This is a genomic window from Butyricimonas paravirosa, assembly GCF_032878955.1.
Taxonomy (GTDB): Bacteria; Bacteroidota; Bacteroidia; order Bacteroidales; family Marinifilaceae; genus Butyricimonas; species Butyricimonas paravirosa.
The window spans coordinates 1942848-1965946 of sequence record NZ_CP043839.1; the positions used below are offsets into that span (position 1 = coordinate 1942848).

At 50.1% G+C, this 23099-nt stretch carries 15 protein-coding genes; 4 read left to right on the forward strand and 11 right to left on the reverse strand.

The features are described from left to right. Positions 1–44: 44 nt before the first annotated feature. The 9 genes from F1644_RS08205 to F1644_RS08245 form a co-directional block, all read right to left on the reverse strand. Positions 45–1367: a sigma-54-dependent transcriptional regulator gene (locus tag F1644_RS08205; protein ID WP_004291471.1), complete on the reverse strand. Its 1323-nt coding sequence runs from the start codon at positions 1365–1367 to the stop codon at positions 45–47. Further along, positions 1360–3678: a hybrid sensor histidine kinase/response regulator gene (locus tag F1644_RS08210; protein WP_004291467.1), complete on the reverse strand. Its 2319-nt coding sequence runs from the start codon at positions 3676–3678 to the stop codon at positions 1360–1362. Before F1644_RS08210 ends, F1644_RS08205 begins: the two co-directional genes overlap by 8 nt. After that, a complete protein-coding gene (tet(Q), locus tag F1644_RS08215; protein WP_004291466.1) occupies positions 3678–5603 on the reverse strand; it encodes a tetracycline resistance ribosomal protection protein Tet(Q) in 1926 nt (641 codons plus the stop codon). The genes F1644_RS08210 and tet(Q) overlap by 1 nt, the downstream gene beginning before the upstream one ends. Before the next feature lie 657 nt (positions 5604–6260). Beyond that, complete coding sequence (locus F1644_RS08220; RefSeq protein ID WP_004291462.1) at positions 6261–12077, reverse strand: N-6 DNA methylase; 5817 nt, start codon at positions 12075–12077, stop codon at positions 6261–6263. After that, entirely contained in the window at positions 12067–12519 is a 453-nt protein-coding gene (locus tag F1644_RS08225; protein ID WP_004304266.1) for a DUF1896 domain-containing protein, read from the reverse strand. Before F1644_RS08225 ends, F1644_RS08220 begins: the two co-directional genes overlap by 11 nt. A 162-nt stretch (positions 12520–12681) precedes the next feature. Then, positions 12682–14769 (reverse strand): type IA DNA topoisomerase, encoded by a 2088-nt coding sequence (locus F1644_RS08230; protein ID WP_004291456.1) that lies wholly within the window; start codon positions 14767–14769, stop codon positions 12682–12684. A 60-nt stretch (positions 14770–14829) separates the two neighbouring features. Next, positions 14830–16401, reverse strand: coding sequence for a DUF3945 domain-containing protein (locus F1644_RS08235; RefSeq protein WP_004291455.1), 1572 nt, complete (start codon positions 16399–16401; stop codon positions 14830–14832). 20 nt (positions 16402–16421) lie between these two features. Next, positions 16422–16772 carry a helix-turn-helix domain-containing protein gene (locus F1644_RS08240; protein WP_004291454.1) on the reverse strand — a complete coding sequence of 117 codons (351 nt, stop codon included), beginning with the start codon at positions 16770–16772 and terminating at the stop codon, positions 16422–16424. A 3-nt stretch (positions 16773–16775) separates the two neighbouring features. Beyond that, complete coding sequence (locus tag F1644_RS08245; protein ID WP_004291432.1) at positions 16776–17201, reverse strand: helix-turn-helix domain-containing protein; 426 nt, start codon at positions 17199–17201, stop codon at positions 16776–16778. A 138-nt stretch (positions 17202–17339) separates the two neighbouring features. On the opposite strand from F1644_RS08245, the gene F1644_RS08250 reads away from it, so the two are divergent. Both F1644_RS08250 and F1644_RS08255 read left to right on the forward strand, forming a co-directional pair. Continuing rightward, on the forward strand, positions 17340–17639 hold the full coding sequence (locus tag F1644_RS08250) for a helix-turn-helix domain-containing protein (protein WP_004291426.1): 300 nt from the start codon (positions 17340–17342) through the stop codon (positions 17637–17639). A 31-nt stretch (positions 17640–17670) separates the two neighbouring features. Continuing rightward, the gene (locus tag F1644_RS08255) at positions 17671–17976 is read left to right on the forward strand and encodes a helix-turn-helix domain-containing protein (RefSeq protein ID WP_004291424.1); all 306 of its coding nucleotides are present in this window, start codon (positions 17671–17673) and stop codon (positions 17974–17976) included. Between the two features lie 77 nt (positions 17977–18053). Here F1644_RS08255 and F1644_RS08260 read toward each other — a convergent pair whose 3' ends face one another. Beyond that, positions 18054–18416, reverse strand: coding sequence for a hypothetical protein (locus F1644_RS08260; protein ID WP_004291423.1), 363 nt, complete (start codon positions 18414–18416; stop codon positions 18054–18056). Positions 18417–18427: 11 nt separating this feature from the next. Further along, positions 18428–19663 (reverse strand): site-specific integrase, encoded by a 1236-nt coding sequence (locus tag F1644_RS08265; protein WP_004291422.1) that lies wholly within the window; start codon positions 19661–19663, stop codon positions 18428–18430. Positions 19664–20029: 366 nt separating this feature from the next. Between F1644_RS08265 and F1644_RS08270 the strand changes: the two genes are divergently transcribed. Both F1644_RS08270 and F1644_RS08275 read left to right on the forward strand, forming a co-directional pair. Then, positions 20030–22300 carry an ATP-dependent helicase gene (locus F1644_RS08270; RefSeq protein WP_229782473.1) on the forward strand — a complete coding sequence of 757 codons (2271 nt, stop codon included), beginning with the start codon at positions 20030–20032 and terminating at the stop codon, positions 22298–22300. A gap of 143 nt (positions 22301–22443) precedes the next feature. Next, a complete protein-coding gene (locus F1644_RS08275; protein WP_087422611.1) occupies positions 22444–23073 on the forward strand; it encodes a DUF4290 domain-containing protein in 630 nt (209 codons plus the stop codon). The last annotated feature ends 26 nt before the right edge of the window (positions 23074–23099 follow it).

Consider the following 23099-nt stretch of genomic DNA (forward strand, 5'->3'; position numbering starts at 1 on the left):
TATAAAATATAATGCAAAGATAGCCAAATTCAGTGAATTACGGGCTATGATTGCTTGAATTTATATTTAAGTCCATACTCTTCAAGTTTGCTGTATAGTGTTGTCCTGCCTATGCCGAGCAGTTCTGCGGCGACACTCCGGTTGCCGTTTGCCTGTTTCAACGCACGCAATATCCGCTCCTTATCCTCCGCGTCATTGCGCAAGGCGAAGCTGACAGTAGAGGTCGGTTTCGTCACGGCAAGTTCCAGATGCTCTTTCATGACAACACCTTCCTGCGCCTGCAATACAGCACCCATAACTTTCTGCCGAAGTTCCCGCACGTTGCCCGGCCATGCGTGTGTCAGCAACGCTTTACGTGCTTCGGAACTGAACCCGCTCACGCTACACTCCAGCTCTCTGTTTGCCATATCACGGAAGAACTCTGCCAGCGGCATAATGTCTTCTTGACAGTCACGCAACGGAGGAACGGTTATCCCGAAGTCGTGCAGGCGGTACAGAAGATCCTGCCGAAAACGCTTTTCATTCACCGATACCTCCAAATCTTCATTGGTAGCAGCGATGATGCGGACATTGAAATTCCGGTCTGCCTTGTCTCCGACCGGGCGATACCGCCTCTCCTGTATGGCACGGAGCAACATCTGTTGGGTTTCCAACGCGAGGTTTCCTACCTCGTCCAGAAACAACGTGCCGCCTTCCGCCTCATGGAAATATCCTTTCTTGGCATTGTCCGCACCTGTAAATGCACCTTTGACGTGTCCGAAGAAAGCCGACGGTGCAAGCTCTTTGGAGAGTGAACCGCAGTCCACCGCCACAAATGGCTTGCCTGCACGTTTGCTCTTGTCATGCAACAGGTGGGCAATATGCTCCTTGCCCGTGCCGTTCTCACCAAATATCATCACGCTCATATCGGTGGCGGCTACCAGCCTTATGCGGTGCATGATTTTCTGAAAGGCGGAACCTTCACGGGCGAATATAGGCATACGGCGTTGTCCTGCCTGACGTTCTTTCAGTATGGAACGGATCAGGGGGACAAGTTTATCCTCCACAAGCTGTTTGGGAATATAGTCTATCGAGCCGAGTTTCATGCTTTCCACGGCGGTATTAACTTCGGCGTAGTCGGTCATAATGATGAAGGGCTGCATCTTTCCCTCCTTTCGCATCCAGCACAAAAGGTCTATGCCACTGCCGTCAGGCAGACGCAGGTCGGCAACCACGATATCATTATCTGTTGCCTGTTGCAGATGTTTCTTCGCGGTTGAGAGGTGGTAAGCCTTCATATTGCGGTAGCCCTCCCGTGACAGCATATTGCAGACATATTCGCAATACACGATGTTGTCTTCCACCACAATTATTTTTGTCTTATTCATCTTCGTATTTTCTCCTTTCCTCTTCTGCCAACCGTATTATTTCCACTCCCTTATCCAGCACGGCAGTCACGGCATGGCTTAACGCTTCACCATCCGGGAGAGCATCGCCACGAAGCAATCCGTAAAGTACATTCAGCGGTTGGTCGGCACGGAGCACCTCCCACGAACTGCGCAGGTGGTGGATCAGGGAATCCAGCTTTTGCAGGTCTTTTTCTTTTGCTGCATCCCGTACCGCCTGCATTTCCTTTTCTGTTTCAGTTATCAACTTTTCCAGCATGACGGCTTCATTGCCATAGGACAATAAGGCGGAAAAGTCCGGTTTCCCGTCCGGTGTCGCTTTTATGGCACACCTGTCGGAAACCTCCATCAGTTCCGATATGGAGAACGGTTTGAACAGGCATCCGGCAAAGCCTTTTGCCAATAGTTCCCCTTTGTTACAACTGCCCGAAGCGGTTGCCACAACCACCGGGATTGTTGGTGAATTGCCCACGTTGGACGAACGCAACAGTTCCAGCAATTCGAAACCGTTTATATCGGGCATATTCAAGTCTGTCAGCAACAGGCTGTATTCTTTCTGGCGTATCATTTCCATCAGTGCCGCAGCATCGGTGCAAGTGTCGCAGTGTATTCCTTCTTGGGAATACATCTCTTTCAGCATCAGAAGTAATACCTCATCATTGTCAATGGCGACAACATCATGGAATTTATTGTTATGATAAACAGGTGTATTGCTTGTATATCCAAGCTGTTCTTCAGCTTCCTGCATAGAAATTTCAACTGTGAAACGACTGCCTTTCCCTTTCTTGCTGTCTAAACGGATTGTTCCGCCAAGCATCGACACAATATTACGCATTATGGCAAGCCCAAGCCCGAAACCCTCCTTTGCGGCGGCATTTGATAGACGTTCAAACGCACCGAACGCTTGTTTCTGTTCCTCTTCTGTCATGCCTGTACCTGTATCTTCAACGACCAGTGTCAGAACTCCATTATCATATTCAGTAATCAAAGAAACACCGCCTTCTTCTGTGAACTTGACAGCGTTTGACAGCAGGTTATTCCCGATTTGTATTATTCGCTCTTTGTCGGTCAATACAATGGCATCGTGTCCAGTCTTCACGGACAAGGACAGCCCTTTGTTCACGGCAACAGGCATGAACTCCGTTTCAAGTGTGTGCGTGATTGCTGAAATCCGGCAGGGTGACAGACGGGGCTGTTCCTTGCCGTTGTCCAGGCGGAAGAAGTCAAGCAAAGTGTTAAGCATATCCCGCATACGGTCGGAGGATTGCAGTATGTTTTGGATATACTGCCCGGACTTATCCTCACACTGTTCTTTCCGTATCAGTCCGGCATAGCCTGTTATTGCTGTCAGCGGTGTGCGCAGTTCATGGGTGATAGTATGTACCGCCTTCTTCCTTGACGTTATCAGTGCCTCGTTCCGTTGTACGGATTGTTCCAGTTGCCTTATCAAATCAGTTGTCTTGTGCTTGTATTGTTTAATGCTTTTTGCATCACGATGTATGATGATGTAGGAAATTAACAACAATAGAAGAACGAATCCCATTAAACCGCCTACTTGCATAAATGACTTTTCACGCATGGCAACTATTTCGTTTTCCCGGCTTTGCAGTTCGGTTTGTACCTTTTCTTCTATTTGGCAAATCAATTCTTGCAGTTGTCTGTTAAGTTCTGCATTACGAGCTGCAAGGCTGTCGGCTTGTTCCGACAATTGGCGATCCTGCACTTTCTGTTCGCTGATTACGTTTCTATTGACCGAATGAAGGATAGTGGTTGATACTGCTGGAGTTACTTCCTTTTTTTTGCCGAATATGCCTAAGAAACCTTTTCGTTTTGGCTTTTTGGACTGTTCCTGCACACTTTTCTGTACAATAACCGGAATTTGATTGGCTATCTTCTTGTTAATAGATTGTTGTTCATCCATTAACCGGACTATCTGGAACATCTGTCGTTCCTTATCCTCTAAAAGACTGCGCACACTATCGATGCGCTCTGCTGGATAGGTGGCCTTGAAACGGCAGAGCATACTGTCCATTGCCATACGCCGTGCATGGTAATGCTCGATATCTTTATCGTTCCATTCCAGTATTGTTTCACCCAATAGAGAAAATTTTATCATTTGAATATTGATATTGTTTATTTCTTTTCGGAGCTCGTCTATTTTTTTATTGCCAAGTTCTAATGCTTCTATCTCCTGCCATTCATAGAGGCTATTATATGCCATACATCCGATAAGAATGGAGATAAGTATATATCCCAACCGTATTGCCTTATAGAAATTTCCTGACCGCTCCATTATTTTAATGACATTGATTTTTGGAACATGAATAAAAGTTTATCTTTTTCGTTCATGCGGATATTATCAGAATAACCGTCTTTTGTTATTTGATACCCACATGGCTTAACCATAAAAATGCCTAAGCCCTTAGTGTACGAACTTACTTCTGAGGCATAGTCTTTACTTGTATTTAATGGAACTTTCCCTTTAATATGACACCACTCATTATTACAACTGATGTCTTCAATCTCAGACATCAGTTTTTGCAAATCTGTAATAGCTTTGGAACTCGCTACTTGGGGTATCTGCAACTCAAAACAGAGCATCGGTTCGAGAATGTCCACACCTGACTGTTGCAAAGCCAGCCTGAAGACATAAGGGGTCAGCTGTCTGAAATCAGCAGGTGTACTTACCGGGCTATAATACTCGGCTTGAGTAAAAGTTACTTTCAGATCTGTCACTTCCCATCCATGTAAACCAGATTGGCAAGACATACGAATCCCTTCAAAAACGGCATTTTGAAAAGAATGGTTCAGATAACCATAGGAGATGTCACTTTCGATTTGCAACCCTGCCCCTAACGGTAAGGGTTCAAGAGTCAGCCCTATTGTGGCCCAGTAAGGGTTGGGTGGTACTTCGATCTGAATAATCTTATTGACCTTTTTTATAGGTCGTTCTTTGTAGATAGTCTTGATCTCATCAAAATGGACCTTTACGGAAAATCGTTCTTCCAGCAATGTCTGTATGATTTCCTTTTGGGTCAAACCATATAACGAGATTTCCAATTCATCACTATATGAGTTTATGGAAAAGGACAAAGACGGGTCTTCAATCCACAATGTATTCAGAGCGGATATCACCTTGCTTCTCTCTTCGGGCTTATTTGGCCGGACGGAGGATTTGAGAGCGGGATGCTGATGAGATAATCCTTGAATCAAACAAGGTTTAGCACCTAAATAATCTCCGATTCGAAAATCTTCTATATCTTCTACAATCGCGATATCATTGGCACCCACTTCATCAACATTTATCTCTCTGCCCTGATAAATAGTCTTTAGATTTTTAATCTTGATGAATTTTTCCGAATCGTTGATTCTTACAACGTCTCGAAGTCTCAGACTTCCGTCAATTATTTTAAGAAAACTTCTTTTATGCCCTTTGGGGTCATGCTCTATCTTATAGAGATAAGCTGAAAGTCTGTTTGAGACTGATGCCGGAGGAAGTATAAAAGAAGAAATGGCGTCCAACAACTCATTGATACCGATATTGAACATTGCTGATCCATGTAGCACCGGATAGACTTTGGCTTTTGCCACAAGAGCGATTATCGTATTCCAATAATCAGCCGGTGAAATTTCGCTATCCGCCAAATATCGTTCTAATATATCGTCGTCATGGTTGCATACAAATTCTTTGTATTCTTCCTTTATATATGTTTGGGAGCAAACCGGATAAACCGATCCATCGACAACAGTTTGCATAAACAGGACATCTTGCGACAGATTTGTTTTTATATCCATATACAAACGCTCCAAATTCACACCGGCACGGTCAATCTTATTGATAAATATAATTGTCGGGATTTGCAGCTTTTGTAAAGTACTGAACAGCAACTTTGTCTGCGCTTGTATGCCTTCCTTTGCGGATAAGATGAGGACTGCTCCATCAAGCATTTTGAATGTCCGCTCCACTTCCGCAATAAAATCCATGTGTCCCGGAGTGTCAATGATATTGCATTTCACTCCATTCCAGATAATAGATGTCGTAGAAGCCCGGACAGTAATTCCTCTACGTTTCTCTATATCCATAGAGTCCGTTATGGTGTCACCATTATCCACACGGCCGCACTTTTCCGTTGCTCCACTGGCAAACAGCAGATTCTCGGTTACAGAAGTTTTTCCTGCATCAATGTGAGCAAGAATTCCTAAATTTATAATATTCATTTGGATTAAGCAATAATATACTACAGTAGATGCATTGTCGAAACGCACCTTTTAATACCTCCTCGTAGCATATGAGAACTACAGGATTACTAACTCGTATTAATATGTATATTATTACTGCCGCATAACGATTACAAAATTACACAAAAAAATATATCTAACAAAAGTGGGAGGATTTTTTAACTTTTTACCATAGACATTTTATTAGGGAAGCGTAGGTTCAACTGGCAAGTACAAATAAGTAGAAATGTTTGAACAACACCGTTTTAGGAAGTTGAAAAATCAAGTTTCTCTCTCGGTATAGCGTTTATTTTGGCCAATATCTTCTTTAGTTTAGCATTTGTGTATTTCCCATTCGTGTTCTATTTAGCTCCTTATTATGAGTATGTAGCAAGTTACTTATCAAATTCAGCCTCTTTGAGGGTCAAATATGGTTTTGCAAATGGTGACTGACAAGACATAAACAAGGTCAGCAGGAATTTTTTACATAAATGGACATGAATGTATATAACCTAAAATAAGAATAAATTTTAATAAGGGCTGCCCAAAAAGAAAAAAATGCAGTTGCCATCCTATAGATACTTGCAGAAAGGATAAAATTTACTTTTAGACCTTTTGGGATAGCCCTTATTAATACTTCAGATAAAATTCCTTAGGTTATATTTTCAATCCTTTGGACCGGGTTTCCTCCTTGGCATACAGTCCCGGACGCCCGATTATGACATGGTTGGCAACGATACTATCCGCCGGACTGCGTATCTGCGGCGGTGCATTTTCGGGATATTGCGCCTGCCTGTTCCTCACATCTTCCGCTTCCGGCTTGAGCTGTTGCCCTTCATTCTCCTTTTCTGCGACTTCGGGCGTGGGTGGCGCAAGCTCCAGCTGAATTTTTCGGTCAAGGGCGGCAAGTTCGGACTTCAACTGCTTCAGCTCGTCCTCCTTCTTCCACACCTTACCCGCTATCTCCTGTAACTGCGGTATCTCCATCTCCAGCACCTCGTTCTTCGCCTTGTACTGGTCGATGATGGAGGGTATCCTCTCCATCGCGTTGAGGAAGTTGCGGGCGGCGGCCAACGGGTCAGCCATCGCCAGATGCCCGTTGTTGTAGGTGTACTTGTAGTTCCCCTCGACCACGAAGCGGTTGTCGGTGAACTCCAATCCCTCTTTGAGTATCCTTTCGCTCACCACCTTTATCGGAAAACCGTAAAGTTCACCGACCTGCGTGTACAACCCTCCGGTCGTGGCATTCTTGGCTATCTCCTGCAAACGCTTTCCGATGACCTTCTCATCGGCGGAATCCACTCCGTCCACCTTTATTATATTAAGGCGGTTGCCCTCCTTGTCGGTCTGCACCACCGACAGGAAGCGGTTCCAGTCCTCCGTCATGGCATCTATGAAAGCCGTGTTGTTGCGCAACTCGCCGGTCTTTGACTCCAGCTTGAACTCCGAATCACGCTTGCCCTTGTTGAACGACTTGCGTTCCCCTTCGAGCGATGCGATCCGCTTTTCCAGTTTCGCCTTGTCCAACAGGTCGGTATTGCCGGAGAGCAACGCCATGTATTCCGAGAAATTCATGCCCGATTTTTCGTCCATTGCCCCCTCGTCGATGGTACGCGCACCCATCGCACCGCTTTTGAGCTGGCTTATGAAAGTCTGCTTGCAGTGCAGGAGGTTGAACTTGTAGCTGTCCAGTGACTTCTCCACCGCGTAGATGATTACATCCACGTTGTTCCCGGCGAAATGTTTGGCAATCTCATTACCTGCCCTAACTCCGCGTCCGTCACGCTGTTGCAAGTCGGACGGTCGCCACGGCGTATCGAGATGATGGATAGCCACACACCGTTTCTGGGCGTTCACACCCGTTCCGAGCATAGAGGTAGAGCCGAACAGCACACGCACCGTCCCGGCGTTCATGGCGTCTATCACCGCCTTCCGCGCCTTGTCGGTCTTGCACTCCTGAATGAAGCGCACCTCGCTTGGCGGTATACCGTAGTCCTCCGTCAGTTTGCGCTTGATTTCCGAATAGACGTTCCACCCGTCGCCCGGCTGGTATGTCCCCAAATCAGAGAAAACGAACTGCGTGCCTTTCTGGGCGTCGTATTTTTGATAATACTCCGCGATCATCTTGGCACAGTGACTCGCTTTGTTGTCGGGATGATCTTCGTAATTCGGGTCTATCATGCGCATGTCGAGTGCCATTTTCCGGGCATAGTCCGTGGCGATGAGCATCTTCGCCTTTTCTTCCGTTTCCGAAAGCGGCAGCCTGCCCAACAAGGTGGCATCGCCCGTCTTGGCGAACTGCATCAGTTTCTGTATGAAGTCCTCCTGTTCCGGCGTGGGCGGTATATGGTGCAGTATCTCGTTCTTGGCAGGACGGTCAACGCCCACATCCTCCGCCGTGCGGTAGTCCGTGATTTCATTATAGAAGGCGGCAAGCTCCGGCACTTTGATGAAGTAGCGGAAACGCTCCTTCTGGACCACATTGTTCGTCACGTTAAATTCAAAATCCGTCGTCTTCTTGGCAAATATCGCCGCCCAAGCGTCGAAACACCTTATGTCCTGCCGTTCCAGCTCCTTCGGGCGCAGGTACTTGAACAGCAGGTACAATTCAGTCAGTGAGTTGCTGATAGTCGTGCCGGAGAGGAAGGTCGCACCCAAGTCTTTTCCTGTGCGCTCCTGTATGGTGCGTATGGCAAAGAGCATGTTAAGTGCCTTCTGGCTTCCCTCGCTGTTTCCCAATCCCGCCACACGGTCGTGGCGCGTGTTGAAAGTCAGATTCTTGAACTGGTGGCTCTCATCTATGAAGATGTGGTCGATGCCCATCTGCTTGAAATCCACCACGTCGTCCGTGCGTGACTTTATGGCGTGTTCCACCTTCTCCAGCTTCGCTTCAAGGTTGTGCTTGCGCTTCTCCAATCCTTTCAGCATCGCCCGCGACACGTTCTTTCCCTGCTGCCGTAGCACTTCGAGGTTTTCCTCCACCGTGTCAAGCTCTGCTTGCAGGATGCGCTGCTGCAATTCCGGCGACTGCGGTATCTTGCCGAACTGGTCGTGCGACATGATGACGCAATCGTAGTCGTTGTTCTTTATATTATTGAAGAAGCGCACACGGTTGGCGGTCGAAAAGTCCTTCTCCGAAGCGTACAGAATACGTGCGTTGGGATATGCCGCCTGATAGGTGGCTGCAATCTCCGCAACGTTGGCTTTCAGCCCGATAATCATCGGCTTGTGTGCCAAATTCAGACGCTTCATCTCATGCGCGGCGATGCACATTATCAGCGTCTTACCGGTTCCCACCTCGTGGTCGCAAATTCCGCCGCCGTTCTGTTTCAACATCCAGACGCAATCCATCTGTGAGGGATAGACGCTCTTGATACCCCGGCTTGCCAGCCCTTTCAGGTTGAGGTCGGGAAAGGTCTGATGGGAGCCGTCGTAGCGCGGGCGCACGAAACAGTTGAACTTGCGGTTATACATCGTCACAAGCCGCTCCTTGAACTGCGGCGACTGCTCTTCGAGCCATTCGGAGAAGCCGTTTCGTATCTCGTCAATCTTGGCGTTGGCGAGTTGTATTCCCTCGCTGTCGCGCATCTTGATGTCGTTGCCATGCTCGTCCTTGCCGATGGACTTCATCATGTCAGGGCAGGTGTTGTGCAGGGCGTGTTTTAGGAGGTGCATACCGTCATAGTTCCGGTAATACCCCTTCACCAGAAACTCGTCCGTGATTTTCATGGTGCGGTAGCCGCACACCACCGAAAACTCGTCCATGCTTGCGGAATAGGCGATTTTCACCTCCGTGTCGAACAGCCGGCTCATGTAGGCGGCATAGACACCCGTCGGAATCCAGCGTTCCCCGAAATTGAAGTCCAGATCCTCGAAGGCGATGCGCTGCGGCTCGGCATCTTTCAGAGCCTCCAACGCCTGCTTCACCTCCGGCATACGCTCATTTTCGGGATTGTCACCCATCCATGCCTCTATGCGTTCCGCTTTCTCTATGACATTTCCGGCGATGAAACGGTCTTTGATTTCGTAACCGGTCACGAGCGGATTGTAGTAGATGCGCCCTTGCAGGGCAGTGAGCAAATCCTCCGCCGTGCTGTCGGTTATCTCCCGCATATAGTCGAGATTGACCGTACCATATTTGTTGAGCGACGCAGACAGGGCTTCTTCGGGAGAGCCTACGTTGGCATGGCTCTCCACCGCGAAGGAAACAGGATGCTCGAAGATGTCCGCCTTGACGAACTTTCCGTTTTCCATCCGTTCCAGCGAAAGGATGTCGCGCCCGCCCGCATCCATCATCACTAACTTCACGTTCTGCTTGGCGTTGAGGTTGCCGTAGCGCATGACAAACTCATCGTAACAGGTATTCAGATGCTCTCGCCACGGAACATTTGCCTCGCGCCGGAGCGATTCATAACGGTACAGACGCTCGTAGGCGTCACGCAGCGACACATACAACAACGCCTTTTCCTTCTGGTATCCTTTCAGGTCGAGCGGCTGGAATGTCGCCCCGTATGGCGTGATGTCTTTCAGGTAGCCGATGTTATGACGCCCCCGGTCAGCCACCAGCGACCCTTCGCGCAGGTGCATCTCCGGCGTGCGGTGGTAGGCACGCGGAGAAAGGTCCACGACTTCCTCCTTCGGCTTTTCCGCTTCGATGTCGGGGAAAAGGAAAGTCCCCACCGCTTCCGATGGGGTATCTGTAACGGCAGGTGCGGCGACTGCCTCCGGCTGTGTTTCCTCCTGTCGTGGCTGCTCACGGGAAGTTTCCGGCACGGCTTTCACTTCCGTCTTTTCCGCCACTTGTTTCTCGTTATGCTGCCTTGCCAGTTCCCGAAGTTCTTTCCTACGCTCCGGCGTCAAACCCATCATCATTTCATAGAAACCGTTGATGGGAGGATTGGTATCCCAGTCCAGTGTGGCATAGATGTCGTCCGGGTCGGCAGGCTTGGCGGTGTTCTCCGCTTTCACCTCCTTATTCTCCATTGCGGGTTTTGCAGTTGGAGCTGTCGGTGTAACCGTGACTTTCGGTTTGGGCGGAGTGGACTTTGCCGTAACTGCCTTTTTCACCGTCTTTTTCTTTTTGGAGGTTTTCGGTTGGCTGACCTCTTCCGTCATCCCCCAGAGGTCAAGCAGGGTGAGCTGCACGCCTGCGGAATATTGCGGGCGCGGTTCTATCTCCGGCTTTTCATCTGCGGGTTGCGGCTTTTCTGTCGGAGTTTCCACCGTCTGCGCCGAGGATACTGTTTCCAATTTTATGGCAGGACGCTCTACTTTATTTTGAACGGCAACTTTTTCTTCCGTTCCTGCCTGCCGGATTGAACCCGAATACAAGCGCATGGCAAGCCTGTAATGGAAATCCTCGTCGAGCATACGGCGCAAATCCCCGGCGATGCCTGCTGCCTTGCCCTCGTGCAGATAAACCATAGCGGGCTTCCCGTAGGGGTCTGTGTCAAGTTTCGCCATCGTATGCACGATGCGTTCCGGGTGGTGGATGAAATAGGCGTTGTCGGTCAGGGCGGTTTTCGTGTCCGTCTGTATCACGGTCATCAGCCGCTCGTCCTGCGACATTTCCTTCTTGCTGAGGTTCTTTTGCAGGACAATCAGGTCACTGCCCACCTCCGTGCCCGCGTTGTCCGTGAACAGGTTGTTGGGCAGGCGTATCGCGGATACCAGATTGGCCTGACTGAACAGCTCGTTACGCACGGAGGTCTTGGTGCTATTCAATACCCCTTGCGAGGTGATGAACGCCACGATACCGCCGTCACGCACGGCATCCAGTCCTTTGAGAAAGAAATAGTTGTGGATGGTTTTCTGGGCGGAGCGTCTGCCGAAAGAGTCGCTCCGCTGAAACTCCGCGTCGAACACGGCAATGTCACCGAACGGAATGTTGGACACCGCCAAGTCGAAATAATTGTTGAACGGTCTTTCGATTTTCTCAAAACCGCAGGTGCGCATTTTCTGGTCGGGATAGAGATGCCTCAAGATTGTACCCGTGAGCAGATCCTTCTCGAAAGCCATCACATCCGCATTGGGGCTGTGCCGCAGCATGGAATCCACGAACACGCCGACACCTGCCGACGGTTCGAGCATACGGGCGGGGCGGACGCTGTAATCTGCCAGCACGTCCGCGATGGTGTCGGTTATCTCTTTGGGGGTGTAGAAAGCGGTCAGCACGGACGCTTTCAGCGAATCCACAAACCGCTTGTACTCTGTTTCGTCCTTGCTGTTCTCACGGATAAGCCTGTGCAGCTCCACCGTCGGGGCGAACAGTTCGAGGTCGGATTTCGCCCACCGGACGGCATCCGTCAGTTCCTTTGCAGGGTTGAGGATACATTTCAGACCGCCGAAACCGCAGTACCTTTGAAGTATGGCACGCTCTTCGGTTGTCGCTGTCCTATTTTCCCTGTCAAGGATGAATGCCGTCCGTATCGCCTCGATGTTGTCCCGCAGTTTCTGTTTGCGGTTAAACGCCATATTCGTCTAAGTAAAGGACGGTTGCTCCCGTCAGCTCCGTGTAGAGCAGGTCGTAATCGGAAGACAGGGCGAAATTGTCATCCGAGAGGTCATAGACGGAGAACACGTTGCCGACAAGCGGCAGCAGTTTCAGGACAAAGGCTTCACGCTTCTCTTCCGGCACTTCATCGGCAAACTCGTTTTCCACGACTTCGCGGAGGATGGCGTAACGGGAATAATGCAGCCCGCGCAGCAGCGTGTCCATCGCCAGTTCCTGCGCACCATCGGCGGGATAGCCTTCAAGCCGTGCCCTCTCATACGTTTCGGCGGCACGGTCGGCCCGTTCCCGTATGAAAGCGGTGTCGTCAGCCTGTTCAAACTTGTTCGTGCGGAGATAGTCCAGCAGGTACAGACCGTAATAGGAAAAGTCGGTCTGACCCTCGTTTTTCTTCTTGTTGTTCATTACTTTGGATTTAGCGGATTGATAATTAACGGGATAATCGGTTGGAAAAAGGAAGAAAAAGGCACTCGGTATCCCTCCGAGTGCCACCACTAAATCCAAAGTATGAGTGTAATCCGGTATCGAAGAACAATTCATTACTCTGAACAAGTGGCAAAGTTAATACTATTTCTTCCGTCCTGAAAATTTCTTGTCCTTTTTAGCCTCCGGGAACACAAAAGTCGTGTTATATTCCCCGTCAAAGGCGACAACAGCATCGAAACTCTTGCCCTGTTTGCTCTTGAACCCTTTGAGCAGCTTGGTATGCCCTTCGGTGAGCAGGTCTTTGATTTCATCGTCGGACAGGGTGCGTCCCGCTTTCAGCCGGAACACGGGCAGTCCGCACTCCGTGTTGTCGCAGCGTACCACCTTGCCGTAGAACCGCATCCTGCCCGTGCCACACTTGGGACACGCGCAGCCGGAGTCACGGCTGCCGAAGAGCTTGTCGCACGAGATCAGTTCGGAGGTTATCTCACGTGTGTACGCCTCTATCTCCTTGCGGAAGGTGTCGTCGGACAGTTCCCCGCGCTCGATACGCGCCAGCTCCTTTTCCCATTCGCCCGTCATGGCAACATCGGCGATGCGCATCGTCTTGACGACGGAATTGAGGGCAAGTCCTTTTTCGGTGGGAACAAGCGACTTCTTGCAGCGTTCCATGTAACCGCGCTTGAAAAGCGTTTCGATGATGGAGGCGCGTGTGGCGGGAGTACCGATGCCACAGTCCTTCATCGCCTGCCGCAGTGCGTCGTCCTCAATTTCCTTGCCCGCCGTTTCCATTGCCGAGAGCAGGGTGGCTTCGGTATGCAGCGGCTTGGGTTTGGTCTTTCCTTCGGTAATGGACGAGCCTTTCGGTGTCAGCGTGTCGCCTTCCTGCCAGCCGGGGATGGTAATTTCCTCTTTTTCCTCGCCATAGACGGCACGCCATCCGGTTTGCTTCACGACGCTGCCTTTTACGGTAAACTCCACTCCGGCACATTCCGCCGTGACAGTGGTCACATCCTTGACGCATTTCTCAGAGAATGCCTCGACCATGCGCCCGGCAATCATCTGATAGATGGTATTGTCCTCTTTGGAGAGGAAGAGCGGTTTCTCACCCGTGACGAGCAGGGCATGGTGGTCTGTCACCTTGCCGTCGTCCACGCTGCGGCGTGTCGGGGCGGCTTTTGCCCGCACCTTGTCTTTCCATTCGGGCTGTGTGCCGATGAAAGCGAGCAGTTTGGGAATTTCGGCAAACACGTCTTCGGGGATGTAGCGGCTTCCCGTTCTCGGATAGGTTATCAACTTCTTTTCGTAGAGTTTCTGCGCGATTTCAAGCGTCTGTTCCGCCGTGAAGCCGTGCTTGGCGTTGGCTTCTTTCTGGAGCGTGGTCAGGTCGTAGAGCAAGGGAGTTTCCTCCGTCTTCTCCTTGCGCTCGGCTTTCGTGACAGTGGCGCAACCTGCCGCCTTTACCTTATTATATAGTTCCATCGCCGGTTCTTTCTCTTTCCATTTCTCGGAGGATGAGAATTTCACGACTTCGCCGTCGCAACCGTCCGTTGCGATATGGAGCTGCCAGAATGCTTCGGACGTAAAGCGGCGGTTCTCCCAGTAGCGTTCACATACCATAGCCAACGTTGGTGTCTGCACCCGCCCCACGGAATACGTGCCGTGTCCGGCGGCGATGGATAACGCCTGTGTGCCGTTGATGCCCACGAGCCAGTCGGATTCGCTCCGCGCTTTGGCGGCGAGGTAGAGGTTGTCGTATTTGCTGCCGTCTTCGAGTTTCCGCAGTCCCTCGCGGATAGCTTTGTCGGTGAGAGAGCTGATCCACAGGCGCACGAAAGGAGTGGTGCAACCCGTATAGTGGTAGAGGTAGCGGAAGATAAGCTCTCCCTCGCGTCCGGCATCGGTCGCCACGATGATATGTTCGCTTGTGTCGAACAGTCTTTTGATGACTTTTATCTGCGACACCACGCCGCTGTCGGGCTTGTAACCTTTCTCCGTCCTGACCTGACGGGGGACGAGCGTGAATGTGTCGGGAATAATCGGGAGGTTGTCACGGACAAATCCGCGCACGCCGTAGCCGTCGGGCATGGCAAGCTGAACGAGGTGTCCGAATGCCCATGTCACGGCATAACCGCCTCCCTCGAAATATCCTTCCTCTCTCTTTGTCGCGCCCACGATGCGGGCGATTTCACGTGCCACGGAGGGCTTTTCTGCAATGATTGTCTTCATGTCTTCTTCTTTTTTGTTGATACTTTGGATTTTATTTTGGATTCAGTGGCGGACACGGGATTACATTTTCATGCCCTTGCCCGTTTTCTTCTGCGGCTTCTCCTGCTGCTGTTGCTGGCGGGCGTCCTTCGGGTTGGTCTGACCTTTCTGCAACGGCTCTCTCAGATTCTTTGTAGCCTCGTTGGTCTTGCCATCGTTGTTCACCGCCACCTGCGTGCGGCTCTCGTTGGACGGAGCAACCTGCTGTGCATTGTCAGGGTTCGTGTCGTAGCGGTACGGGCGTCCCTTCTCCGGGTTGAACTTGATATACATCGTGGCATGGAAGCCCTGCTTGTCGGTCACGTTCTCCAGCTTCACGGCTTTACCCGCCACATAGTCGGCTTTCTGCTGGTCGGTGAAGCTCACGCCGCTCCATTTGCTGATGGGGCGGATGCTGCCGTCCTCGTTCGTCCACGTGTTGCGGCGTTGCTCCTTCTTGGTCTGTGCGGCATTTTCCCCGCCCTGCGCCTGACTTTTCGATGTGTCGCCTTTGGTTTCCTGTGTCTGTGCGGTACGGGGCGACTTGCCGGTTCCCGGCACGAACTCCACGCCGCGCTGCTCCACGTTCACTTGCAGGGTGGTGACGAACTTTCTGCCGTCGTTGCGCTCGATGAGCTTGTCGCGTACGGGCAGTCCGGCGCGGAGCATGTCCCGCTCCTGCGTGGTGATTTCCGTCTTGCCGATGCGCTCCGGGATGCGCACCCTGCTTGCCGGAATGTCCGTGATTTCATTCGTCTTGCGGTCGATGCTGATGTAGGAGGGGATGATCTCGCCCGTTTCCCTGTCCACAATGTCCACGACCCTACCGAGATTGCCCGTTTCGCGGAGGTTCTTCCGGTCATTGTCGGAGAATTTGTGTTCCTTGTACTCATCCAGCTTCTGCTCCTTGCGGATGAAGTGCGGCACGAGGCTGATGTTTCCCTCACCGTCCTTCTTGAAGGAGAGGCGGGCGTCCAGCTCGAATGATTCGCCGCCGAAGGTCGGTTTGACCTTTACCAAGTCGGACTTGCCATAGTTGAGCATCTTCGTAAGGTCGCCGGACTTTTCAAGGTTGTCCCGCTTTACGCCCCATCTGTCCTCCAGCTCCTGCCAGTTGATTTTACTCTCGTCGATGGGCTGGTAGCCACGTTTGCCCTGCATCTGTTCGGATTTGTCCTGTTGCTGTTCTTTCCGTTGTTCCATGTTCTCCTGTTTTTGAGGTTCTTGTTTCTCTGTCTGTTGTGCTGCCATCTCTTCCTGCACCTTCTTCTCATAGTCGGAGGTGTCCACCTTGTGAGGGGCGAGCAGCTCCTTGTTCGCTTCGGGGTCTTTCAGCAGTTGCTTCATCACCTCTAAGAGATTTTCAGCTTGGTCTGCCGCAATGCGGTAGAAACCGAAGCGGCTGGGTTCCTTGCACTGCCGGAAGAAGTTCTTGAAGAAGTTGTCCAGCACGTCGCCATGTCGGTCGAATTGCAGGAAACTCTGCGCGTTCTCCGCTTTTGCGGGGGTGCGCTTGGGTGTGCCGTCCGCGTTCAGCCCGGCTACCACGCTGATCTCGCCTGTCTTCTCGTCACGGACTACCAGCACGTCCTTTTCGTCTTTTTTCTTTGCCATCTGAAAAATGTTTTAATGGGTTATTTATGAAAGAAATTATGGATACGAGCCTTGTAGAAGGCTATATCTTCCTTTTTGAAGTCCTTGATATGGTTGGAAAGGAATGTCAGCACGTCCTCCTCGCTGTAATAGGTCTTCTTGCCCAGCGTCTTGTAGGGCAATGCGCCTACGCTGCGGTAGCGTTGGAGGGTGCGTTTGCTTATCTGGAGCAACATGCACAAATCCTGATTGTCGAAAAGGCGGATGCTTTCCGTGATAGTGGGCTGTTTCCCCTCAGCCTTCATCGCCAGCAGCAGTTCGTCCTGACGGTCGAGCCGTTCCATCAGCTTCTGCATCCAGCCCTCGAAGTTGTTTCGTGTGAGCAGTTCCATGACCTATGTCCTCCTTCCTTTTGGTTTGCCGCCCGTGCGCAGCGTGTGGTTGTGGAACAGGGTGTCTATTGTCCCTTCCTCGTTCCTTACTGTGTTGTCCTCCAATAGCCGCAGTATCTCGGAAAGGCGGTAGCGGCAGCTTCCGCGTACCACCACATACTCGATACGGTGGTCGGTGCGCATACGCTGCATGGTGCGCTTGCTCACGTTGAGCATCTTCGCCGCCTGTGCCGTGTCAAGCAGCTTGTCTTCGGTTTCCCGCTTCCGTTTCTTCTCGTCCCTTGCCTCGCGGATGTACCCTGCGATGTTCGCAATCTGCGCCATCATCTCCTTGTAGGCGGAACTTTCCATTGTTATCACTTTCATGTTCAGTCCTTTCTTTTTGTTTCTGCGACAAAATTCGGCAATAAACAAAAGGGGCTTTAACAACTCACTACGTGACTCACGTAAGATTTTTGCGGAAGATGGCTCCGTAACCCGGTCAAACGGCGCAACAGGCAGCCTTTCAGCGGAAAACGATACGTCTTGTATGCCGTTTCGTTACCTTTGCGGCAAACTCTAAATGACATGAATATGGAAATAGTATCTATCGAGAAAAAGACTTTCGAGATGATGGTGGCGGCATTCGGCGCACTCTCGGAGAAGGTCGCCGCCCTGAGGCGCAAAAGCGACACGGGGCGCATGGAAAGATGGCTCACGGGCGAGGAGGTCTGCGGGCAGTTGAGAATAAGCCCGCGCACGTTGCAGACGCTGCGTGACAGGCGGCTTATCGGCTACTCGCAGATAAACCGCAGGTTCTATTACAAGCCAGAGGAGGTGAAGCGGCTGATACCGCTTGTCGGCACGCTCTATCCGCACGGCAGATGATTTGATTTATTCACCCACTGAATCCGAAGTTATGATGAACGAGAACAACGATGTTTTTACGATGGAAGACGAGCCGATAGCCTCTGTGGTGCAGGATATGCGCAAAGGCTCGAAATGGCTGTCCGCATTTCTGGAAAGCTACCGTCCTCCGCTGGACGGGGAACGTTACCTGACGGACGGCGAGGTGTCGGAACTGCTCCGTGTGAGCCGGCGCACCTTGCAGGAATACCGCAACAACCGCGTGTTGCCCTTCATACTTTTGGGAGGGAAGGTGCTTTACCCGGAAACGGGGCTGCGCGGGGTACTGGAAGCGAACTACCGCAAGCCGCTGGAGTGAGGCGGTTTCATGAAAAAGTAAACGGGTGACACCTTTTGTGGTGCTACCCGTTTACTTGTCTTATGGGGTATGTGCAATCAGCAATACCCGGCTTTTCCGTTCTGTATGAACATCACGTATGTCTGCCGTTTCTCTTGTGAGAGTGCCTTTCCCACCAGCCATGTGCGGAACAGGTGGGTGTTGTAGGTATTCACCCTGAAAGCGACCGGGATGATGATTTCAAGGGCGTACACGTCCGCGTGCAGCCCGTTTTCAAGCTGCATGTAGCGGCACACCTCGTAGTCGTTCAGCACGTCCGACTTGCGGACGGCTCTGATGGCGGCGTTCACTGCCGGGACGGTCGTATGGAACAATCCGGCTATTTCGGTGGCGGTCATCCACACGTCGTTACCGGTTACGCTGACTGCCTTGTCCTCGATGATGATTGTGTCACGTTTCATGGCTTTTCTTTTTAGATGGTGCAACCTGCAAATTCCTCGACGCCGTTCAATCTTGCGGCAAGGTTCTCCATGTCCTGATTGAGCTTCTCTTTGGTTATCTTTGCGTAAATCTGCGTCGTCTTTATGCTCTTGTGTCCGAGCATGGAGCTGACCGTTTCGATGGGAACACCGTTGGAGAGGAATATCGTCGTGGCTGCCGTGTGGCGGCTCTGATGCCACGTGATATGCTTGGTGATGCCGCAACGCTTGGCGACGGCACGGATACCGGCAAGGCACGTGTTATAATGCGGAACGGGAAATATCCTGCCGTCCCCGCACAGTCCCCGGTATTTGCCGATTATGCGGTTGGCGATGTCGAGCAGGCGGATGTTGGACACCACGCCCGTTTTCTGGCGGTTGATGTTTATCCACTCGTGTTCGTCGAAGTAGGTGCGGATATTCTCTTCCGTAAGGTTGCGCATATCCGCGAACGACAGCCCCGTGAAGGCGCAGAACAGGTAGAGGTCGCGGTACAATTCCTGTTTGGCGTTTTTCAGTTTCCCCTCCATCAGCAGGCGGATCTCATCTTTGGTCAGGAAACTGCGTGTTGTTTCCTCCTTCTTGATTTCATACTCGCGGAACGGGTCGCGCGTCAGCCACTCGTTGTTGATGGCGATGAATACCATCGTCCGTAACGGGCAGACGTACAGCCACACGGTATTGGTGCAGCAGTGCTTGTCCGTGCGCAGGAACATCTCGAAGTCGGAGATGAAAGCCGGGGTAAGCTCTTTTAGGGCGATGTCCTTCACATGGTAGCGGATGTCGAGGAACTCTTGCATGTGCTTGTAAACGGTGCGGTACTTCAGCAGCGTGCCTTTGGCTTTCATGCCTGCCTCCACCTGCTTCTCGTAGTCCTCGTTGTGCTGGCGGAACACCTGCATCAGCGTGTGGTAGCGGTGTTCCAGTCCGAGAAAGGCGTTCTTCACCTTCTCCGCCGTGACGAAGTTGTCACGCTCCATGATTTCCTGATAATGCCTGTTGATGCGTACCCGCATCTTGTCAAGCATACGGTTCGTTTCGAGTGCCGCCGTGCTTCTGCCCGTGACACGTCCACCTTTGGTGTCCCACAGTTTCGGATCGACAGTCAGTTTGCAGCTGAACTGTGTCTGGCTGCCGTCCACCGTGATGCGTCCCATGACGGGAACTGTCCCGTCCTTTTTCACTACCTGACGCTTGAGGTAGTAGATTACTGAAAATGTACTCTTCATTGTCCTTAATTTTTGGGTTTCAAAATTAGTTGGTGAAGAGTCCGGTGTTGGTACGCAAAACGGGGAGGAACGGCGCAATCTTTTTCCGTAACCTGATTTTTCGCATGAGTTATGGATAACTCACTATTCCTTAGAGCCTTGTTTCGCTATTCGTACCCGTTTGTCGCATTTTCGGGCATGGTTACGAACAAGTAACGTAGCGGCGTCAGGATTTGGCTTCGGCAGGGATTGTAATGGCTTCACGGATTATCGCCACTTCAACCAAAACCCTTGTAACTCAATTCTATCACTATATCTTTCCGCATTTCACTTTTTTGTAGTAACTTTGCAGACACAAGGTTAAATGTTTTTCTGAATTTATTTATCGTGGATTTTATTAACGAATTGAACGAGAACCAACGAGAGGCCGTCGTGAACACGGATGGGCCCACGCTTGTGATTGCCGGAGCAGGATCGGGTAAAACAAGGGTTTTGACATATCGTATCGCGAACCTGTTGAGCAAGGGAGTACCCGCTTACCGTATTCTCGCACTGACGTTTACCAACAAAGCCGCACGGGAGATGCAGAAACGTATTGCCACCCTCGTGGGACAAGGTAACGCTGCCAACTTATGGATGGGAACCTTCCACTCTATTTTCTCCAAAATTCTACGGGTTGAGGCCGAACATCTCGGGTACACGTCCAATTTCACGATATATGATTCACAGGATTCGAAAAACCTGATCAAGTCTATTGTCAAGGACCTGAAACTGGACGACAAGGTGTACAAACCCAACGACGTGCTAGGGCGCATCTCCATGGCCAAGAACAACCTCGTCGTGGCACAGGCATATGCCCAATCGGCAAAGATCACTTCTGCCGACCAAGCGGCCAAGAAACCCATGATCTCGGAAATATACAAGTATTACCAAGCCCGTTGCAAGCAAAGCGACGTCATGGATTTCGACGACCTCCTATTGCAAACGAATATTCTCTTCCGAGATTTTCCGGAGATACTGGAAAAATACCAGAAGAAGTTCGACTACATACTCGTGGACGAGTACCAGGACACGAACTATTCGCAGTACCTCATCATCAAAAGACTGGCAGAACAGCATAAAAACATCTGCGTGGTAGGTGATGACGCACAAAGTATTTATTCATTCCGGGGAGCCCGTATCGAGAACATCTTGAATTTCCGAAATGATTACCCGGGCTACAAGTTGTGCAAGTTGGAACAAAATTACCGTTCCACGACCACCATCGTTGACGCAGCAAATAGCATCATCAGCCGGAACAAGGAACAAATTCCGAAAAAAACATTCTCCCAGAACGAGGAAGGAGATAAAATCCGGGTGATGAAAGCCTTATCCGACAAGGAAGAAGGTTTCCAAGTGGCACAGGAGATATTCCGTATCTCTCAGAACGAACAAGCGGAGTTCAACAATTTCGCTATTCTGTACCGGACAAACGCCCAGTCCCGTATCATGGAAGAGGCCTTACGAAAAAGAAATATACCTTATAAAATATACGGTGGACTTTCATTCTACCAACGCAAGGAGATCAAAGACCTGATAGCCTACCTGCGACTGACAATCAACCAGAATGACGAGGAAGCCTTAAAACGAATCATCAACTATCCGCGGCGAGGCATCGGGGACACCACGATCGACAAGCTGAAAGAAGTGGCACAAAAATACAACGTGAGCATCTGGACGCTACTTTGCAACTTGAACAAAGTTCCGGGTATGGTTTCTGCCATGACTGCAGCCAAACTAACTCATTTTAGGCAACTAATCGAGGGATTCACCGAGATTGCCAAAGAAGAGAATGCATACGAAACAACTTATCGAGTGGCCAAAGCATCCGGTATCATAGAAGACCTTTCTTCCGATGACACGCCGGAAGGGGTGTCCCGCCGAGAAAACATACAGGAGTTACTGAATGCAGTCAAAGATTTCTGTGAAACCGCTTACAAGGAAGGGCGGGATGACAAACTCCCTGCATTTCTGGAAGGCGTTGCCCTCCTAACCGATCAGGATAGCGAGAAACCGGAAGACAATAATAAGGTGACCCTAATGACCATCCACTCCGCCAAGGGACTGGAGTTTGAAAACGTCTTTATCGTGGGCATGGAAGAAGAACTTTTCCCCGCCCAGCAAAGTGCCTATTCCCCTTCCGCTTTGGAAGAAGAGAGAAGGTTGTTTTACGTGGCACTGACCCGTGCAGAGAAAAGAGTGATCATGACCTATTCCACTTCCCGGTACAAAAATGGTAACGTGGTCTATCCGCAACCCTCCCGGTTTATCGCAGAAATCGACCCGCACTACTTGGATGGATTTTTCACCCCGGCCCGTTCCTCCATGGGACGCTCATTACACGGTCCCGGAATACAGGAAAAAGTGGCACGTCCTAACATTACCCTTCAACCCAAGGTTGAAGTGCCGGACATTGACACCTCGAAACTGGTACCCATCAACGGGGAACAGATTATTCCCGACATGGTAATCTTTCACCCCAATTTTGGCCCGGGAAAGGTAATTTCCATAGATGGTTTGGGAGTAAATAAAAAGGCAAAAGTGATGTTCCCAAAGCACGGTCAAAAGGTTTTATTGTTAAAGTTTGCAAAACTTTACGTGCAAGGGCATACAAATTAATGACTTATAAACAAAAAATATTATATTTGCAACATATTCTAATTTCTAATAGATGCGAGGGATTGATTATTCCGGTATTTTAATGTGATTTTCCGGCGTTTTCCCATAAAATAAAAAATTTTTAAGATCAAAATTATCCTGTAATGGACTATAATAGCCAAAGAAAAAAACTTATTCTTCCCGAATATGGAAGGAATATTCAAATGATGGTTGACCACCTGGCAACAATAACAGACAGAGACGAGCGTACCCGTGCAGCCAAAACAGTAATCAGCGTGATGGGAAATCTTTACCCACACCTTCGGGACGTTCCGGATTTCCGTCATAAATTGTGGGATCACCTGATGATCATGTCAAACTTCACGTTGGACATTGATTCTCCCTACCCACTCCCGGAAAAAGATATTCTGGAAGAAAAACCGGAAAAGTTACCGTATAATAATCACCGGATCAAATACAAACACTACGGTCTTCTCACCGAGAAACTAATCGAGAAAATCAAAGAAACAGAAGACCCCGAAATCAAAAGAGTACTCACGGTGTTAACCGCCAACCACATGAAAAAATCATTCCTTACGTGGAATAAAGACTCCGTGGAAGACGATCAAATCTACAACGACATCAATACATTATACGGTGGCAATATCGAAATGCCGGAAGGAATGATCCTTTCTCACTCGAAAGACTTGTTGCAGAAGAAAAATACCAAACCCACGAATAACAACAAGCAACAGAAAAACAACAAGAAACAATTTTACAAAAAACACAACTAATAGTAGATTTTAGATTGCAAATTTTA

Excerpts from the sequence above, each read along its gene's own strand:
- F1644_RS08225 (WP_004304266.1), bottom strand. The coding sequence starts at position 12,519 with ATGAACAACAAGAAGAAAAACGAGGGTCAGACCGACTTTTCCTATTAC.
- F1644_RS08260 (WP_004291423.1), bottom strand. The coding sequence starts at position 18,416 with ATGAAACGTGACACAATCATCATCGAGGACAAGGCAGTCAGCGTAACC.
- F1644_RS08250 (WP_004291426.1), top strand. The coding sequence starts at position 17,340 with ATGAATATGGAAATAGTATCTATCGAGAAAAAGACTTTCGAGATGATG.
- F1644_RS08220 (WP_004291462.1), bottom strand. The coding sequence starts at position 12,077 with ATGGCGTTTAACCGCAAACAGAAACTGCGGGACAACATCGAGGCGATA.
- F1644_RS08275 (WP_087422611.1), top strand. The coding sequence starts at position 22,444 with ATGGACTATAATAGCCAAAGAAAAAAACTTATTCTTCCCGAATATGGA.
- F1644_RS08230 (WP_004291456.1), bottom strand. The coding sequence starts at position 14,769 with ATGAAGACAATCATTGCAGAAAAGCCCTCCGTGGCACGTGAAATCGCC.
- F1644_RS08240 (WP_004291454.1), bottom strand. The coding sequence starts at position 16,772 with ATGGAACTGCTCACACGAAACAACTTCGAGGGCTGGATGCAGAAGCTG.
- F1644_RS08235 (WP_004291455.1), bottom strand. The coding sequence starts at position 16,401 with ATGGCAAAGAAAAAAGACGAAAAGGACGTGCTGGTAGTCCGTGACGAG.
- F1644_RS08205 (WP_004291471.1), bottom strand. The coding sequence starts at position 1,367 with ATGAATAAGACAAAAATAATTGTGGTGGAAGACAACATCGTGTATTGC.
- F1644_RS08255 (WP_004291424.1), top strand. The coding sequence starts at position 17,671 with ATGATGAACGAGAACAACGATGTTTTTACGATGGAAGACGAGCCGATA.
- F1644_RS08265 (WP_004291422.1), bottom strand. The coding sequence starts at position 19,663 with ATGAAGAGTACATTTTCAGTAATCTACTACCTCAAGCGTCAGGTAGTG.
- F1644_RS08210 (WP_004291467.1), bottom strand. The coding sequence starts at position 3,678 with ATGGAGCGGTCAGGAAATTTCTATAAGGCAATACGGTTGGGATATATA.